13 protein-coding genes are annotated in these 16,036 nt (G+C 35.6%); 3 read left to right on the top strand and 10 right to left on the bottom strand.

The window, feature by feature from the left end; translation table 11 throughout:
* Positions 1-33 precede the first annotated feature (33 nt).
* Complete coding sequence (locus tag DR871_RS10485) at positions 34-840, top strand: haloacid dehalogenase type II (protein ID WP_113666243.1); 807 nt, start codon at positions 34-36, stop codon at positions 838-840.
* Between the two features lie 312 nt (positions 841-1,152).
* On the opposite strand, the gene DR871_RS10480 is transcribed toward DR871_RS10485, so the two are convergent.
* The 8 genes from DR871_RS10480 to DR871_RS10445 form a co-directional block, all read right to left on the bottom strand.
* Positions 1,153-1,353 (bottom strand): DUF4177 domain-containing protein, encoded by a 201-nt coding sequence (locus DR871_RS10480; RefSeq protein ID WP_113666242.1) that lies wholly within the window; start codon positions 1,351-1,353, stop codon positions 1,153-1,155.
* Between the two features lie 303 nt (positions 1,354-1,656).
* Positions 1,657-2,343 carry a nuclease-related domain-containing protein gene (locus tag DR871_RS10475; RefSeq protein WP_113666241.1) on the bottom strand — a complete coding sequence of 229 codons (687 nt, stop codon included), beginning with the start codon at positions 2,341-2,343 and terminating at the stop codon, positions 1,657-1,659.
* 192 nt (positions 2,344-2,535) lie between these two features.
* Positions 2,536-3,432 carry a hypothetical protein gene (locus tag DR871_RS10470; protein ID WP_129752540.1) on the bottom strand — a complete coding sequence of 299 codons (897 nt, stop codon included), beginning with the start codon at positions 3,430-3,432 and terminating at the stop codon, positions 2,536-2,538.
* A 510-nt stretch (positions 3,433-3,942) separates the two neighbouring features.
* On the bottom strand, positions 3,943-7,284 hold the full coding sequence (secA, locus tag DR871_RS10465; protein WP_113666239.1) for a preprotein translocase subunit SecA: 3,342 nt from the start codon (positions 7,282-7,284) through the stop codon (positions 3,943-3,945).
* An 85-nt stretch (positions 7,285-7,369) separates the two neighbouring features.
* Entirely contained in the window at positions 7,370-7,591 is a 222-nt protein-coding gene (locus DR871_RS10460; RefSeq protein WP_007138072.1) for a DUF2795 domain-containing protein, read from the bottom strand.
* A gap of 162 nt (positions 7,592-7,753) precedes the next feature.
* Positions 7,754-8,323, bottom strand: coding sequence for a cob(I)yrinic acid a,c-diamide adenosyltransferase (locus DR871_RS10455; RefSeq protein WP_113666490.1), 570 nt, complete (start codon positions 8,321-8,323; stop codon positions 7,754-7,756).
* Positions 8,324-8,660: 337 nt separating this feature from the next.
* Entirely contained in the window at positions 8,661-9,518 is an 858-nt protein-coding gene (locus tag DR871_RS10450; protein WP_113666238.1) for an ATP-grasp domain-containing protein, read from the bottom strand.
* Positions 9,519-9,684: 166 nt separating this feature from the next.
* On the bottom strand, positions 9,685-10,371 hold the full coding sequence (locus DR871_RS10445; protein WP_113666237.1) for an ABC transporter ATP-binding protein: 687 nt from the start codon (positions 10,369-10,371) through the stop codon (positions 9,685-9,687).
* A 358-nt stretch (positions 10,372-10,729) separates the two neighbouring features.
* Here DR871_RS10445 and DR871_RS10440 point away from each other — a divergent pair, with 358 nt between their 5' ends.
* The gene (locus DR871_RS10440; protein ID WP_113666236.1) at positions 10,730-11,404 is read left to right on the top strand and encodes a DUF6565 domain-containing protein; all 675 of its coding nucleotides are present in this window, start codon (positions 10,730-10,732) and stop codon (positions 11,402-11,404) included.
* 58 nt (positions 11,405-11,462) lie between these two features.
* Here DR871_RS10440 and DR871_RS10435 read toward each other — a convergent pair whose 3' ends face one another.
* Positions 11,463-12,254 carry an O-methyltransferase gene (locus DR871_RS10435; RefSeq protein WP_113666235.1) on the bottom strand — a complete coding sequence of 264 codons (792 nt, stop codon included), beginning with the start codon at positions 12,252-12,254 and terminating at the stop codon, positions 11,463-11,465.
* Positions 12,255-12,431: 177 nt separating this feature from the next.
* Between DR871_RS10435 and DR871_RS10430 the strand changes: the two genes are divergently transcribed.
* Positions 12,432-13,979: an SDR family NAD(P)-dependent oxidoreductase gene (locus tag DR871_RS10430; protein WP_394345636.1), complete on the top strand. Its 1,548-nt coding sequence runs from the start codon at positions 12,432-12,434 to the stop codon at positions 13,977-13,979.
* A 117-nt stretch (positions 13,980-14,096) separates the two neighbouring features.
* Here DR871_RS10430 and DR871_RS10425 read toward each other — a convergent pair whose 3' ends face one another.
* Entirely contained in the window at positions 14,097-15,959 is a 1,863-nt protein-coding gene (locus DR871_RS10425) for an ABC-F family ATP-binding cassette domain-containing protein (protein WP_113666233.1), read from the bottom strand.
* Positions 15,960-16,036 lie beyond the last annotated feature (77 nt).

Raw genomic sequence — 16,036 nt, 5'->3', positions numbered from 1 at the left:
TATGTTTTTAAAATATAATTTAAATAAATAAGAATGAAAGAATTTAAAAAAAGCAGACGGAATTTTATTAATAAGGCGATAGCTTTGGGTGGATTAGGAATTGTGGCTCCGAGTCTTGTTTTTACTGCAAAAGGGAGTTCAATCGGGGTAAAGGAAGAGCAAAAATATCAGCGTCCAAAGGTCTTATTCTTTGATGTTAATGAAACGTTATTAGACCTGAATGCGATGAAAAAAAGTATAGGAAATGCTTTAGGAGGTAGACCGGATTTAGTATCGCTTTGGTTTACAACAATGTTGCAGTATTCATTAGTAACCACAGTAGGAAATCAATATCATGATTTTGGCAAAATAGGAGGAGCAGCGCTTAAGATGGTCGGCCTTAATAATGGTGTTGTCATAACTGATGAGCAAGCTGGCGAAGCAATTAAACCAATCTTATCTTTACCAGCGCATCCTGAAGTAAAAGAAGCGTTGATATTATTGAAAAAAGAGGGGTATACGTTAGTTTCCTTCACCAATTCATCCAATAAAGCAGTTGAATCCCAATTGAAAAATGCGGGTATATATGATTTGTTTGATGATCGATTAAGTGTTGAAGACGTGGGTAAATTCAAACCACATTATGATGCTTACAATTGGGCTGCAAGAAAAATGGGATTTGAATCTAAGGACTGTATGCTTATTGCAGCTCATGGTTGGGATGTTGCTGGGGCTAATTGGGCTGGCTGGCAAACGGCATTTGTGAGTAGGCCTGGACAACAGTTATTCACTCTGGCAAATCCACCGGAAATAAATGAAAAGGATCTTTTGTTAATTGCAAAACGATTGGTAAAAATGTAGGAGACTCGAAAAACGGAATTCTTATAAAATTACTTAAAAGTATTTTTTTAGTACCGTAATAAAGGAGGTGAGGCTATTTGCTGTTCTACCTCCTTTATTGTGTGTAATAGTTTGCAGTAGTTTAAACTTTTAGGGACACGATCTTTTGTATTGCAAGGGGATTTAGTGTTTTCTTTTCATTAAGTGCGTTTCGCTATGGACACAGATTCTTAAAACTGCGCAAAGTCAGAAACATTTGCGCAGCATTTAGGAAAAAATTATGTGTTCTCAAAAGTGTTTTGCGAAGCGGGGATTATTTTTCTCTGACTTTGATTAAATATCTTTTTCAAAATACAAATGAATATAAATGGCAGAACCAAAATTTGTTGATGTTGATGTAGTGAACCTATATCCTTCTGCGGCATATTCATCTAGTTTTTGCTGAATTTCTTTTTTAGAGTTATTAGCAATGTGCTTTGAATCTAAAGTCAATTTAGAGTAATAAATTAAACTTTCTACTTTGTATTCTTTCATAATGGTTTTTTTTGGTAATGTTAATAGTGTTCTAACGTTGCATGTAAATATAATAGATTTTGCTTACAAAAAAAAGTTGCTTTTTCTTATTTTTCATAAATAACTCAAACAAGATACAGGATCCATTTGTAATGAATGCGGGGGTTCTTTTTACTAAAAACACCTTGGAAAGTTAGCCACTTTATGACGTTTTTGCTACAATCTCCATTTATAAAAATTGCGCAAAGTCAGAGACATTTGCGCAGCATTTAGGGAAAAATTATGTGTTTTCAGGGATACTTTGCGGAGCAGGGGAATCTATATTTATTGAAAAATCCGTTCTTCACCTAACATGTCTTTTATATTTTTAATATGTTTTTCAGTAATTTTATGGCTATTACCATTCTCGACTGCTGCCGATAAAATATTTACAACATCACGCTTACTTTTGTAATTTGCAGGTTCATTATCTTTGATAATCTTTTTCACAACATCCATTACTCTCGGGGATTTCGTTAAAAAAGTATTTTTTGGAATAAAACTAACATCTCTAAACTTGCAATCTCCAAAAAATACTACGACTGAAAAAAATTGAATATTTTGAAAATCAGTAAGCGTTGTTTTAAGATTTTCAACATGTTTTTTATTTTGAAGAATTGGATTATAAAAGTAATACTTGTCTTTTCCGTAAGCTAAAACTTGTGTCCATTTATTCTGATTTCCAGTTCCAAAAATCCATCCGCTATATTTTTTAACTTCAAATACAATTATTCCAACTTTTGTGGCAAGAACCAAATCAATTTGAGAATAGTTTTCGTTTCTATTCTTAAGATATAAATCGTGAAAAATAGTTTGTGCCGGAAATCCTGCTTTTAAAAGTTTTAAAACTAATTTTCTTTCAGTTTTAGTACCTCGATGAGATTTCGTAACAGTTTCTAATAATTTTTTATCTCTAATGTAGAAAAAGATAAATATAAAAATCGCTACTAAAATTACTCCGACGATTATCATAAAATATTATTTTAAAGTTCCTAATTTGTCCGCTTAGTTTTCAGAATTTGCCACTAACGTTTTCCCACTTTGTGATGTCCGTAAATTCGTAAACGCTAAGTTTTCAGTTTAACGAAATCTTGATGCAAAACGTTAATTCCAATAAATTCCAGCTAGCTCAAAATGACTGTTAGTGTCCTGATTTTTAGCAAATTAGTATTCAATTCTTGTTTCTCCTTCAATAGATGCGTTAACTTTAGATACAGTCGAATTAGTAACTATTATATTACCATCTTGATTAATTTTTCTTTCTTGATCCATTTCGACTTCAATTGAGTATCGATTTGAAAAGTGTATTTGTCCATTTATAACTTTATTGCTGAAATCATAATCATTCATAAGGAAGTTTATAATACTATTGTCATAAAAACCTTTCCATCTAAATTTACCTCGCTTTATAGCAGGAGATATAACATCGATTTTAACATTTTCTAATTCAAGTTTTGGAAGTTCATCAGATCGTAAAATGAATTTAGAAAATTCATTTTTGTGTACTTTTCGTGGTGTACCGACTGGCTTTTCATCCTGCAGTCGTAAAACGTCAATGTATTCTACTTTTTGATAATTATTTAATTTCTTATATAGATTTGATTTACGCCAAGAAACTTTATAATTCTTATTTACAATTTCCACTGAATCAATAAGAGTTTCTTGGCTAATTTCTTCATCATCTTGCAAGAATTCGAGATTCAATTTTTCAAGTTCTTTTCTTTTTAATTCATTATCTAATTTCAAATTTTCAATTTGAAGTGAAGTTAACTCTTTATTTTCTATTGGGAATCGAGATATCACTATTGCTGCAATTGCAACTACCAAACTTATTTGAGCAGAATTTTTTCCAAGAAACTTCCAGGTTTCTTTAAATCCGCCTTCTTCCGCAGGTAAGGTTTCTAATTCAAGCTGAAGTCCAAGTGTTTCCGATATTTCCTTAAAAATATAGAGTAATTCTTTTTCGCATTCATTTCTTAAGAGTGAATTTATCGAATGACTACTATCTTTAAAATAATAGTGAAACTGCAAACCATTAGACTTTTCTATTGAATTCATCATTTTTCTGATTAGACATCAAATATATATAATTTAAACGTAAATATTTTCTTTCTTTTTGATGTAGGTTTGCTACTAACTTGTTTATAGGTATGACACTATCGGTGTTATACCTATATAATTGGGAAGATAGACCTAATAAAAGTCATCTTTCATTTATTTTCAAATATATAAATAAATCGCTGAAAATACTTATAAAATAAAATAGTACTTCATTTATTTTCAAAGATATATTCTTTGCTTTCAGGATTTTTACGGGAAACCGTAAACAGAGTTGTTTACCGCAAAATCCCTAGCCCCGATAGCAGTGGAAAGCCTATGCCGGTTGAAAATCACTTTTTTCTGGTGGTGGCAGAGCGACTAAAAGAAGCTCCTGCGAGCGGCTAGAAAAAGGGTTTGAAACCAAATAGCTTGCAGCGTAAGGCGGGAATAGCTTCTGAAAATAAGGCACAAAAAAATTCCCCAACTACTTTCGTAATTGGGGAATGTAATAGTAAGGAATTGAAACGGTTATTAGTTCACGATAACCCATTGTCCTGAAGCGATTAGGCTTTCGGCTTTTTTGTATTTCATTTCTTGTATTTGTCCGTTAGCCACGTTTTGAATCGTTACGTTATCATTACGATTGATTTTTGGCATATCTCTCACGATAGTTTCGGTAACTTGACGTTGTTGCGTTTCTCCAGCCTCACGGTTTGCAGCTTCGCTACTTACGATTTCATCTTTTGAAGTCGTGTAATCTTCTACCGGAGCAACTTCTTTTGCTTCTTGAATTTGTTGGTTTTCCTGAGCCGGTAAATCCCCTTTGAACAAGAATGAAATCACTTCTTTATTTACATTGTCAATCATGGCTCTAAACAAGTTGAAGGCTTCCAGTTTGTAAATAAGTAATGGATCTTTTTGTTCGTGAACGGCAAGTTGAACGGATTGTTTCAATTCGTCCATTTTACGCAAGTGTTTTTTCCAAGCTTCATCTACAATTGCTAAAGTGATGTTTTTCTCGAAATCAGCCACTAATTGTGCACCTTGCGATTCGTAAGCAGTTTTCAAATCAGTAACCACATTCAACGATTTTATTCCATCTGTAAACGGAACAACGATGCGCTCAAATTGATTGTTTTTATCTTCGTAAACACTTTTTATGATTGGGAAAGCTTCTCTGGCGCTTCTTTCCGTTTTCTCTGTATAATAGTCTAATGTTGCTTTATACACTTTTCCTGTTAACTCCATTTCGCTCAACTTCATGAACTCACTTTCGGTAACCGGCGATGTGATAGAGAAATAACGAATCAATTCAAACTCAAAGTTTTTGAAATTGTTAGTCGCTTTGTTTTCTCCAATGATAAGTTCGCAGGTGTCATAAAGCATGTTGGCAATATCCAATTTCAATCGCTCTCCAAACAAAGCATGACGACGACGTTTGTACACTACTTCACGTTGTGCATTCATAACATCATCATATTCCAATAAACGCTTACGAACTCCAAAGTTGTTTTCTTCTACTTTTTTCTGAGCACGTTCGATCGATTTAGTCATCATAGAATGCTGAATCACTTCGCCTTCCTGCAATCCCATTCTGTCCATCACTTTAGCCACTCTTTCAGAACCAAACAAACGCATTAGGTTGTCTTCAAGAGAAACATAAAACTGAGAACTTCCAGGATCACCTTGACGTCCTGCACGACCACGTAACTGTCGGTCTACACGACGCGAATCATGACGTTCCGTTCCTACAATTGCTAATCCACCAGCAGCTTTCACTTCGGCAGATAATTTAATATCGGTACCACGACCAGCCATGTTGGTTGCAATAGTTACCACTCCAGGTTTTCCGGCTTCTTCAACAATTTGTGCTTCTTGTTTGTGCATTTTTGCATTCAAGACATTGTGTGCAACGCCTCTCATTTTCAACATTCGGCTTAATAATTCTGAAATCTCTACAGAAGTGGTACCAATAAGAACTGGTCTTCCTGCTTTAGATAATTCAGTTACGTCTTCGATTACGGCATTGAATTTTTCACGAGTCGTTTTATAAATAAAATCCTCTTTGTCTAATCTGGCCATTCCTCTGTTCGTAGGAATTTCTACAACGTCTAATTTATATATTTGCCATAACTCGCCTGCTTCCGTAGAGGCTGTTCCAGTCATTCCTCCCAGTTTGTTGTACATTCTGAAATAATTCTGTAATGTAACGGTGGCAAAGGTTTGAGTGGCAGCTTCGATTTTTACATTTTCTTTGGCTTCAATCGCTTGGTGCAATCCGTCAGAATAACGACGACCGTCCATGATACGACCGGTTTGCTCATCTACAATCATGATTTTGTTATCCATGATTACATATTCAACATCTTTTTCGAATAAAGCGTAGGCTTTCAAAAGTTGCGTCAAAGTGTGAATACGCTCGCTTTTTACACCGAAATCCTGAAATAATTTTTCTTTTTCTTCAGCTTCAGTGTCTTTATCTAATTTTTTCTTTTCGATAGCGGCGATTTCAGTTCCAATGTCTGGAAGTACAAAAAAGTCAGCATCAGTATCTCCGGAAAGATATTGAATTCCATTATCTGACAATTCAACTTGATTGTTTTTTTCTTCAATAACAAAATACAATGCCTCATCAATCTTGTGCATTTCTCTTTTGTTATCCTGCATGTATTGATTTTCGGTTTTCTGAAGCAATTGTTTGATTCCTTCTTCACTCAAAAATTTAATTAATGCTTTGTTTTTTGGTAACGCTCTGTAAGCTCTTAACAATTGGAAACCACCTTCTTTAGTTTTTCCTTCTTTAATTAACTTTTTAGCTTCAGATAAGAAACCGTTTGCTAATTGACGTTGTAAACTTACTAAGTTTTCAATTTTTGGTTTCATTTCCATGAATTCATGACGATCTCCTTGTGGAACCGGACCTGAAATAATCAATGGAGTTCTGGCGTCATCAATTAATACAGAATCGACCTCATCGACAATAGCATAATTGTGTTTTCTTTGTACTAAATCGGCAGGCGAATGCGCCATATTATCTCTCAAATAATCAAAACCAAATTCATTATTGGTTCCGTAAGTGATATCGGCGTCGTATGCTTTTTTTCTTCCTTCTGAACTTGGTTGGTAATTGTCAATACATTCCACAGTCATCCCGTGAAATTCGAATAAAGGTGCTTTCCAGGTACTATCCCTTTTTGCCAAATAATCATTTACAGTTACCAAATGCACACCGTTTCCAGTCAATGCATTTAAGTAAAGCGGTAAAGTTGCCACTAAAGTTTTTCCTTCACCTGTTTGCATTTCAGCTACTTTTCCTTCATGTAAAACCATTCCGCCAATTAATTGTACGTCATAGTGAATCATGTCCCAAGTAATTTGTTTCCCTGCGGCACTCCATGAATTCGCCCAGATGGCAGTATCACCATCTAAAGTAATGTAGCTTTTTGTTGCGGATAATTCACGGTCTTTTGGAGTTGCCGTTACTACTATTTGCGTGTTGTCTTTGAAACGTCTTGCTGTTTCTTTTACCACTGCAAAAGCTTCCGGAAGAATTTCCATTAATGTTTTTTCGGAGATATCGTAGGCCTCTTTTTCAAGAGCGTCAATGGCTACGTAAATATCTTCTCTTTGATCAATATCTACAATGCTTTCCACCTCTTGTTTCAGTGCTGCGATTTTCGCATCTTTTTCTGAACGAGCTTGTTTTATTGTGTCTTTAAAAAAGTTCGTTCTCCCTCTAAGTTCATCATGTGATAATGCCTTGAGTGGTTCCTCGAAAGTTTTTATTTTGTTGAGATAAGGTTGTAAAGCTTTGACATCTTTTTGTGACTTATCGCCAACAAAGACTTTAATAATACTGTTTATGAAACTCATGATATTTTTTTATTTCTAATTGTGTAATTCTGTAAATTTAAACCAAAAAAAAGCCTCTTTTGAGACTTTTTTATTGGTTTACCTTTTAATATTCATCCTCATTCCAAAGATAATCTTCGTCCGTAGGATAATCTGGCCATATTTCTTCCATTGATTCATATATCTCGCCTTCATCCTCGATAGATTGAAGGTTTTCTACTACTTCTAATGGAGCTCCTGCTCTAATAGCGTAGTCAATAAGTTCGTCTTTGTTAGCAGGCCACGGGGCATCACTTAAATAGGATGCTAATTCTAATGTCCAATACATCTGTTGTCGATTTAGTTTTGTGCAAAAATAAATTTTTTACTGAAAAATACAAGTAAAAAATGATTTATTTTTAGTTAAAGTTAAGAACGTTTTATTTAGTTTAAAGTTTCAGGTTTAAAGTTTAAAGTTTTCGTACTAAAAACTGGGACTGAAAACTACCAACTACTTCCTCGGAATCCATTGAACTTCGGCAGCTTTCAAGTCATGAGACAACTTTCGTGCCAACACAAAAAGGTAGTCAGAAAGTCGGTTTAAGTACTTGATTGCGATTTCAGCAACGGGTTCATTATGGTTTAAATGTACTGCTAAGCGCTCTGCTCTGCGACAAACACAGCGTGCAATATGACAATATGACACGGTAGTATGTCCGCCCGGAAGTACAAAATGAGTCATTGGCGGTAATGCTTCTTCCATAGCATCAATTTCATTTTCCAATAATTCAATGTCTGATTCTATAATTCCTAGGTTTTTTAAACGAAGTTCTCCGTTTTTCATCACTTCTTTTTCCGGCGGCGTTGCTAAAATAGCGCCAACAGTAAACAAACGATCCTGTATTTCGATAAGAATTTCTTTGTAATGTGCATTCATTTCCTGATCGCGAATCAAACCAATATGAGAATTTAATTCGTCAACGGTTCCGTAACTTTCTATGCGGGCATGGTCTTTTGGGACTCTGGTTCCGCCAAAAAGTGCCGTTGTTCCTTTGTCTCCTGTTTTTGTATATACTTTCATTTTGATTTTAGATTGTTGATTAACGATTTTAGATTGCAGATTTATTGTTGTGAATAAAATCATAAATCTAAAATATAATTATTGAATTCAAGCTGCAAATGTAACTAAGCAATAAGAATAAAACAATGTCGCATTTTTTTACCATATAAGTCATATAAGTTTAATTTTAGTTGAGCTTATGTAACTTAAATATTAATAAGTTCACTTAAGGTTTAATGCTTAGACGACTTATATGTCTAATGGTAGTGCATACATTCAATAGTACGATATTAAACTCGTTTAACTGCTCATGAATTCAAACATAAAAGTTAATCAATGCTGTTTTAGGTATATAAAATTAAGCTATTAATTCCACTATTGCTGCAACAAATCGCTGCATTGCGTTTTCACTCAAATTGAAATATAGATCGGGTTCAATGCATTCAATTTCCATTAGATAAAGTTCGTTGTCAATCAGAATTCCATCTACACGGGCGTATAAAAGCTCTTCCTGAAAAGTATCGACTACTTTTTGGGCTTTCTGAATCATTTCAGTGCTTGGATGAACCAAAGTATATTTCCCTCCAAAAAGTGATTGTACTCTGAAATCACCATCAATGGGTTTTTTATTGACCGCGTGCGAGAATTTTTTATTAAAAAAGATAAAAGAGGTTTCTCCCAATGTTTGAATTTCGGGCATAAATTCCTGTAAAAGCAACTCTTTCTCAGCCGCGATGTTTTTATATTTTTCGTTTAGTGCTTGAATTTCGGATTTTTCAAAAACTTCGGTAAGATAGGAACCTGCCGAAAATGCTGGTTTTATAACCGCTTTTTTCCAATGTACTGGAATCAGTTCTGCCAGATTAAGAGTGTTTGTTTTGTCAATGAAAACGGTTGGCAAAATGGTAATTCCTTGCTGCTCCATGTCACGCAAGTAGAACTTATGGATGTTTTGCTTGATGATTTCAATAGGGTTCAGCGTTTTAATTCCCAGTTTTTCTATTTGGTCGAGCCAAATTTTAAACTCGGTTTCTTTCTCGAAATAGTCCCAAGTATTGCGAAAGACTAAATAATCAAAATCAGTCCAATTGATGCTTTTGTCACTCCAGATAGCCGCGGTGGCTTCTATATTATGTTCGGCTAATGCCGGAATTATTTTTTTGTCTTCGGGATTTAGGTCGGGAAGTTTTTCGCAGGTTAATATGGCGATTTTCATTTTTTGGAAAGGTGTTTTTTGGAATTATAAGCGCAATGGTAATTTGGATTTCCTAGGCCGGATAACAGTGGAAATCCTTTTTTTACAAACTTTCAGCCTTTTGTAGGCGGGAAGCTTGTAAGAAAAGATTGTAACGGATAGCCGGAATAAGCTCCTGAAAAAAAAATTATTTTGTAGTGTCGCTTTCAATCAGTCCGTCACGCAGACGGATTACTCTGTGCGCGTATTCGGCAATTTCTTCCTCGTGCGTTACCAGAATCACAGTGTTTCCATTGGCGTGGATGTCTCCAAAAAGTTTCATGATTTCAAGCGAAGTTTTGCTGTCCAAGTTTCCGGTTGGTTCATCGGCAAGGATGATCGACGGTTTGTTAACCAAAGCGCGGGCAATAGCCACACGCTGGCGTTGACCTCCTGAAAGTTGGTTAGGCTGGTGATCCATTCTATCGGCAAGATTTACTTGTTCCAGCACTTCGGTGGCGCGTTTGTTTCTTTCGGATTTTGAGAAACCGGCATAAATCATGGGTAAAGCCACGTTGTCTAGCGCAGTTGTTCGGGGTAAAAGGTTGAAAGTCTGGAAAACGAATCCAATTTCTTTGTTCCGAATTTCCGCTAATTCATCATCTTTCATCTGGCTGACGTCTTTTCCGTTCAGAATGTAACTTCCGGAAGTTGGTGTATCCAGGCAGCCTAATAAATTCATTAAAGTTGATTTTCCAGATCCTGAAGGTCCCATTAATGCTACATATTCGCCTTTATTTATTTCTAAATCAATGCCTTTAAGAACATAAACGATTTCATTTCCAAGTACAAAATCTCGTTTGATATTGGTTATTTTGATTAGCGGGTTTGCCATTAGAATATATGATTTTTGACCTTCGACTGTGCGCAGGCAGCTATTAAATTAGATTTTAAAAGTACAAAAACTTTTGAATTATTAATAAGTAGTCGTTTTTTAAATTTGTTACACTTTATCTACATTGAAATTTTGACGCTTTAAGAATGTTCTTCTTGTAAGCGCGAAATTTGTATTTATTTATATATAAAAGACGCATTTGTTTTTTTACACAATTTTAATCTCAATTTGTATAATTCACACTTTTATATTTTTTATTTCACAATTATTTAAATAAGTTATATAATTATTGGTTAAATATTGATTATTGTGTAATGTTATTTACATTTGTTTAGTAATAATTAATCAAATCAAAATTATGAAAAATACAAAATTAGCATTAGGATTAGCGGTAATCGCTATTGGGTTTACATCTTGTAAAGATGAAAAAGCAGCACAAGCAGAGAAAAAAGTGGATACTTACGTAATGTACGTAGATTCATTAGGTAATGTAACAGCTGAAGACGCTAGAGAAAACTGGGAAGGAATAGAAGCATCTTACCAACTAAGAAGTGGTGAAGCTGAAGCAGCTATTGCGGACCTGAAAGACAATACAGAAGCACAAGCGCGTCTTGATGCAAGTAGAGCTAAATACGAAGCTTTGAAAGCCAAGATTGAAGCTGAAAATGCTGCTGCAGAAGTAGCTGCAACTGCACCAAACACAAAACAACAAATGAGAAATGCTTTATTTGGTGAAGGAAAAATGGGCGAGGATATGAACTTTAGTTGGGTAAATGCAGCTAATATTCATAATGTATACCAACAATTTGTTCATACCGTTGAAGATAACAAAGATAAATATTCTCGTGAAGACTGGGATGAAATTAAATTGATGTATGAAGCATTAGACAGTAGAAAAAATACTGTAGAAAAAGAAGGTTTATCATCTGAAGACAACAGAAAAATTGCTGGTTTAAAAACAAAATTCGCACCAATGTATACATTGAACAGAATGGGAGCTAAATCAGGAGAAATGAAAAGAGCTAAAGAATAAAGAATTGGTTATTCTATATTAAAAATGGCAGTCAGCAATGGCTGTCATTTTTTTTACGTTATATTCTAATTATAAAATGCTCTTTAGGTTGCTCTCTTCTGAAAAATACGAATCCCCATTGAAACGTATCAATAGTTACGGTCACTTTAGGATGTTTTTTTATTATATGCCATACTTCTTTCATTTCTGGTGACCAATGAATATCATCAAATATCCAAACGGTTTCGTTAGTAATCGTAGGCAGTAATAATTCGAAATAGTCTAGCGTTGCTTTCTTGGAGTGATTGCCGTCAAAATAAACAAGTTGGAAGTTTAAAGTTTGAAGTTGGATGTCATCCAGAAAACTACTGAATTCGGTTACGATTGGATGTACATTATCAAATTGGAACAATTGTAGTTGACTTTTTGCTATTGCCATTGTGTTGGGACAACCCTCCAGCGTTGTGATTTTAGCTTTACTCCCGATGCTTTTGGACCCTAAAGAAAGGGCAGCAGTCGCTAATCCTAATGAAGTTCCAATTTCTAAAATACTGTCTGGCTGAAAATAATGAGTGATTCTGAATAATAATTCGGCACGTTTTGGGGAAATTCCTGCCATTTTTGCAATCTTAGTGATACTTCTGGTATTCGATTTAAACACTTTAGAACCCGCACCAAAATCAGTGACTTCAATTGTATTATAGTTTGCTAAAAGCGAGTTTCGGTACTTTCTTAAAACAGCATATTCCGGTTTTGATTTTTTGTCGTAGAAACATTTCGTCAGTAAACTAAACACAAACGGAGAATGAACTGCGTGCTCGTTTTTGGAGTGCCAAAGGAATTGTAAGTATGATTTTATTTGGAATAACATAAAGATAGTTGCAAAGTAGGCGCGAAGATAGTAAGATAATAGCCGAAAGTCAAAATGCAATAGGATCATCATCACGCTTGGATTTTCGGCTGTGTTACCTTGAAACTTTCCGACTTTAAAAAAGCTATATTTGCGCCCTTGGAATTTGCACAAGAATAATAGCCCTTTTTTACGATGATGATTGAACAAACAGAACATAAAACTGCGATAAGCTCGGAAGAAATTGACCGATGCATCGCTATTTTGGCACAATTGAATACCGATACCGACCAAATATTTGATATTCCCAAAGAACAACGAACGGCTTTAATCAAAGCGGCAGGAATGTTTTCCAGACCCGACCGTGACGAACTTTCCCGAAGAAAAAAAGACGGAAAAGAGGCTGCTAAACGCAAAATGGAAAAACGCGACCGAACTGCCCGAAAGGAAACAGGAATTCGTCATGCGCGCGAAGCGAGTATTTTTATGGCGCCAAAATTATTGGCGTACAATGATCTTGTGAACAAAGAACAATTGGAACTGGAAACTCCCAGAAACTGTTACGTGTGTAAAACTGAGTTTACTAAAATGCACCATTTTTATGATACGATGTGTACGGTTTGTGGAGATTTTAATTATGCCAAACGTTTCCAAACCGCAGATGTCAATGGGCAAATTGCTGTTATTACAGGTTCTCGCTTAAAAATTGGCTATCACATTACATTGATGCTATTGCGTGGTGGGGCAACCGTTATTGCAACGACTCGTTTTCCGGTGGATTCCGCTTTGCGTTTTTCTAAGGAAGATGATTTTATGGATTGGGGACATCGTTTGAAAATTCACGGATTGGATTTGCGACACATTCCCAGTGTAGAGATTTTTTGCAATTTCATAGAGCAAAAGTACGAGCGTTTGGATATTTTAATTAATAATGCGGCGCAAACCGTGAGACGTCCTGCGGGGTTTTACACGCATTTGATGGAAAATGAAGAGCGTTCCATCGCTTCTTTGCCAAAACAAGCGCAAGAATTATTGCTGGATCATACCAATTGTTTGGATGAATTAAAAGTATTGACAGCGGGCGCTTCCTCGAATCAAAATATGCCGGTGACTTGGCACGGACCAGAACCTGGAATTGGGTTGCGGGCTTCCGCCAAATTATCGCAGATTCCGTATTCGTTTGATAATGCTTTGGTGGCGAATGAAGTTTTCCCGGAAGGGGAACTCGATGCCGATTTGCAACAAGTCGATTTACGAAAAACCAACAGTTGGCGCTTGCGATTGGGACAAATAGAAACCACAGAAATGATTGAAGTGCAGTTGGTGAATTCCGTCGCACCTTTTGTGTTGTGTAACCGCCTTTCGGAAGTGATGAAGAAAGACAATACCGGAAAAAAACACATCATCAATGTATCAGCAATGGAAGGGAAGTTTCATCGGTTTTTTAAAGAAGATCGCCATCCGCACACCAATATGGCCAAAGCCGCGTTGAATATGCTGACACACACTTCCTCTGGAACCTTGGCAAAAGATGGGATTTTTATGAATGCGGTCGATACCGGTTGGGTAACCGACGAAGATCCGGCAGAATTAGCCAAAAGAAAACAGGAAGAAGAAGATTTTCAGCCGCCATTAGATATTGTAGATGGTGCAGCACGAGTGATGGATCCGTTGTTTGACGGAATCAATACAGGAAAGCATTGGTGTGGTAAGTTTTTGAAAGATTACAACCCGATTCCCTGGTAGAGGTAATAAGTTTATAAAACAAACCCACAACAAAATCAAAATTCTGTTGTGGGTGTATAAACTGAATAGTATTAATGTTCAATGCTGCAAACTGCAACTGAACACTGAATGCTAATTCTATCCTTCTATCTTCGCAGAAAGCTCAAACCATCTTTCCTCTTTCTCTTCAATTTTATTGATGATGTTTCGCAATTCGTTCGCTTTCTTTTCAATGTCAGCTTCCCCAATTTTTCCATCTGAGAATAATTGTTCGATAGCTACTTTCTGAATCTCTAAATCCTTGATTTCTTTCTCTGTTTTCTGGAATTCTTTTTGTTCGTTGAACGTCAGGTTTCCAGTTGGATTGTTTTGTTTCCAGTCTTTCTTTTCGGCTTTGTTTTCTTCTTTTTGAGCCACATCAGTACTGTCTTCGTAAGCTCTGAAATCAGAATAGTTTCCAGGGAAATCTTCCACCACACCATCACCTCTAAAAATGAATAAGTGATCCACAATTTTATCCATGAAATACCTATCGTGCGAAACTACTACCAAACACCCAGGATAGTCCAAAAGAAAGCTTTCTAGGACATTCAGTGTTACAATATCCAAATCATTCGTCGGCTCATCCAGAATCAGGAAGTTCGGATTCTGAATTAAAACTGTACACAAGTACAAACGTTTCAATTCTCCACCACTCAATCGGTCCACAAAATCATATTGTTTTTTAGCATCAAACAAGAAACGCTCTAACAATTGCGAAGCCGAAATCAATTTTCCTTTCATCAACGGAATAAATTCTCCGTATTCCTTAATTACATCAATTACACGCTGACCCGGTTTTGGGTTGATTCCGCTTTGGGTGTAATAACCTACTTTTATTGTTTCACCAATCACTACTTTTCCACCATCAAGCGGTAAAGTTCCGGTCAATAAATTCAAGAAAGTCGATTTTCCTGTTCCGTTTTTTCCAATTATTCCAATGCGTTCACCACGTTGAAAGTCAAAACTGAAATTATCCATGATCACATGATCCTTGAATTTTTTGGAGATTTTGTGAAGCTCGATAATCTTGCTTCCCATGCGTTCCATATTAATTTCAAGCTCTACTTTATTTTCGCGACGGCGACTTTGTGCTTTTTCCTTGATGTCATAAAAATCATCTTGACGCGATTTCGATTTGGTTGTTCTCGCTTTTGGCTGACGACGCATCCATTCCAATTCTTTTACAAAAAGATTCTGCGCTTTATCCACACTTGAATTTTCAGATGCGATACGTTCTTCTTTTTTCTCTAAATAATACGAGTAATTTCCTTTGTATTGGTATAATTTTCCATTGTCTAATTCGATGATTTCATTACAAACACGCTCTAGAAAGAAACGGTCGTGCGTCACCATAAACAACGTAATATTTTCTTTGGTAAAATAGCTTTCCAGCCATTCGATCATCTCTAAATCCAAGTGATTCGTAGGTTCATCTAAAATCAATAAATCAGGACGATTGATCAAAATGATAGCAAGTGACAATCTTTTTTTCTGTCCACCGGAAAGATTTTTTACTTTCAGTTTGAAATCTTCCAACTTCAGTTTGAACAAAATTTGCTTGTACTGCGTTTCAAAATCCCAAGCATTGTGCTGATCCATTCCGTCAAAAGCTTTTTGGTAGGCTTCTTCATCTTCCGGATTTTCTAATGCTTTTTCGTAGGCTTCAATCACTTTCAAAGTCTCATTATCCGACGCGAAAATACTTTCTTCAATCGTTAATTCTTCCTGCAAATTATTGTTTTGCGAAAGAAACGCCATTTTTATGCCTTTTCTTAAGACTACTTGACCAGTATCTGATTCTTCCAAACCATTGATGATACTCATAATAGTCGTTTTTCCAGAACCGTTTTTGGCAATGAAGGCAATTTTTTGATCTTTATTAATTCCGAACGAAATGTCTTTAAACAACGTACGTTCACCAAAAGATTTCGAGATATTTTCTACTGAAAGGTAATTCACAAGGCTAAATTTTTTGCAAAAGTAAGCTATTAAATACCGATTTGCCAATAGTTTAGTTGAATCTAAGGTTTCATTAA

The sequence above is a fragment of the Flavobacterium petrolei genome, assembly GCF_003314435.2.
Taxonomy (GTDB): domain Bacteria; phylum Bacteroidota; class Bacteroidia; order Flavobacteriales; family Flavobacteriaceae; genus Flavobacterium; species Flavobacterium petrolei.
This window is presented reverse-complemented; position numbering and strand designations above follow the sequence as displayed.

Coding starts and splice junctions, on each gene's coding strand:
- DR871_RS10485 (WP_113666243.1), top strand. CDS start 34: ATGAAAGAATTTAAAAAAAGCAGACGGAATTTTATTAATAAGGCGATA.
- DR871_RS10480 (WP_113666242.1), bottom strand. CDS start 1,353: ATGAAAGAATACAAAGTAGAAAGTTTAATTTATTACTCTAAATTGACT.
- DR871_RS10475 (WP_113666241.1), bottom strand. CDS start 2,343: ATGATAATCGTCGGAGTAATTTTAGTAGCGATTTTTATATTTATCTTT.
- DR871_RS10470 (WP_129752540.1), bottom strand. CDS start 3,432: ATGATGAATTCAATAGAAAAGTCTAATGGTTTGCAGTTTCACTATTAT.
- secA (WP_113666239.1), bottom strand. CDS start 7,284: ATGAGTTTCATAAACAGTATTATTAAAGTCTTTGTTGGCGATAAGTCA.
- DR871_RS10460 (WP_007138072.1), bottom strand. CDS start 7,591: ATGTATTGGACATTAGAATTAGCATCCTATTTAAGTGATGCCCCGTGG.
- DR871_RS10455 (WP_113666490.1), bottom strand. CDS start 8,323: ATGAAAGTATATACAAAAACAGGAGACAAAGGAACAACGGCACTTTTT.
- DR871_RS10450 (WP_113666238.1), bottom strand. CDS start 9,518: ATGAAAATCGCCATATTAACCTGCGAAAAACTTCCCGACCTAAATCCC.
- DR871_RS10445 (WP_113666237.1), bottom strand. CDS start 10,371: ATGGCAAACCCGCTAATCAAAATAACCAATATCAAACGAGATTTTGTA.
- DR871_RS10440 (WP_113666236.1), top strand. CDS start 10,730: ATGAAAAATACAAAATTAGCATTAGGATTAGCGGTAATCGCTATTGGG.
- DR871_RS10435 (WP_113666235.1), bottom strand. CDS start 12,254: ATGTTATTCCAAATAAAATCATACTTACAATTCCTTTGGCACTCCAAA.
- DR871_RS10430 (WP_394345636.1), top strand. CDS start 12,432: ATGATTGAACAAACAGAACATAAAACTGCGATAAGCTCGGAAGAAATT.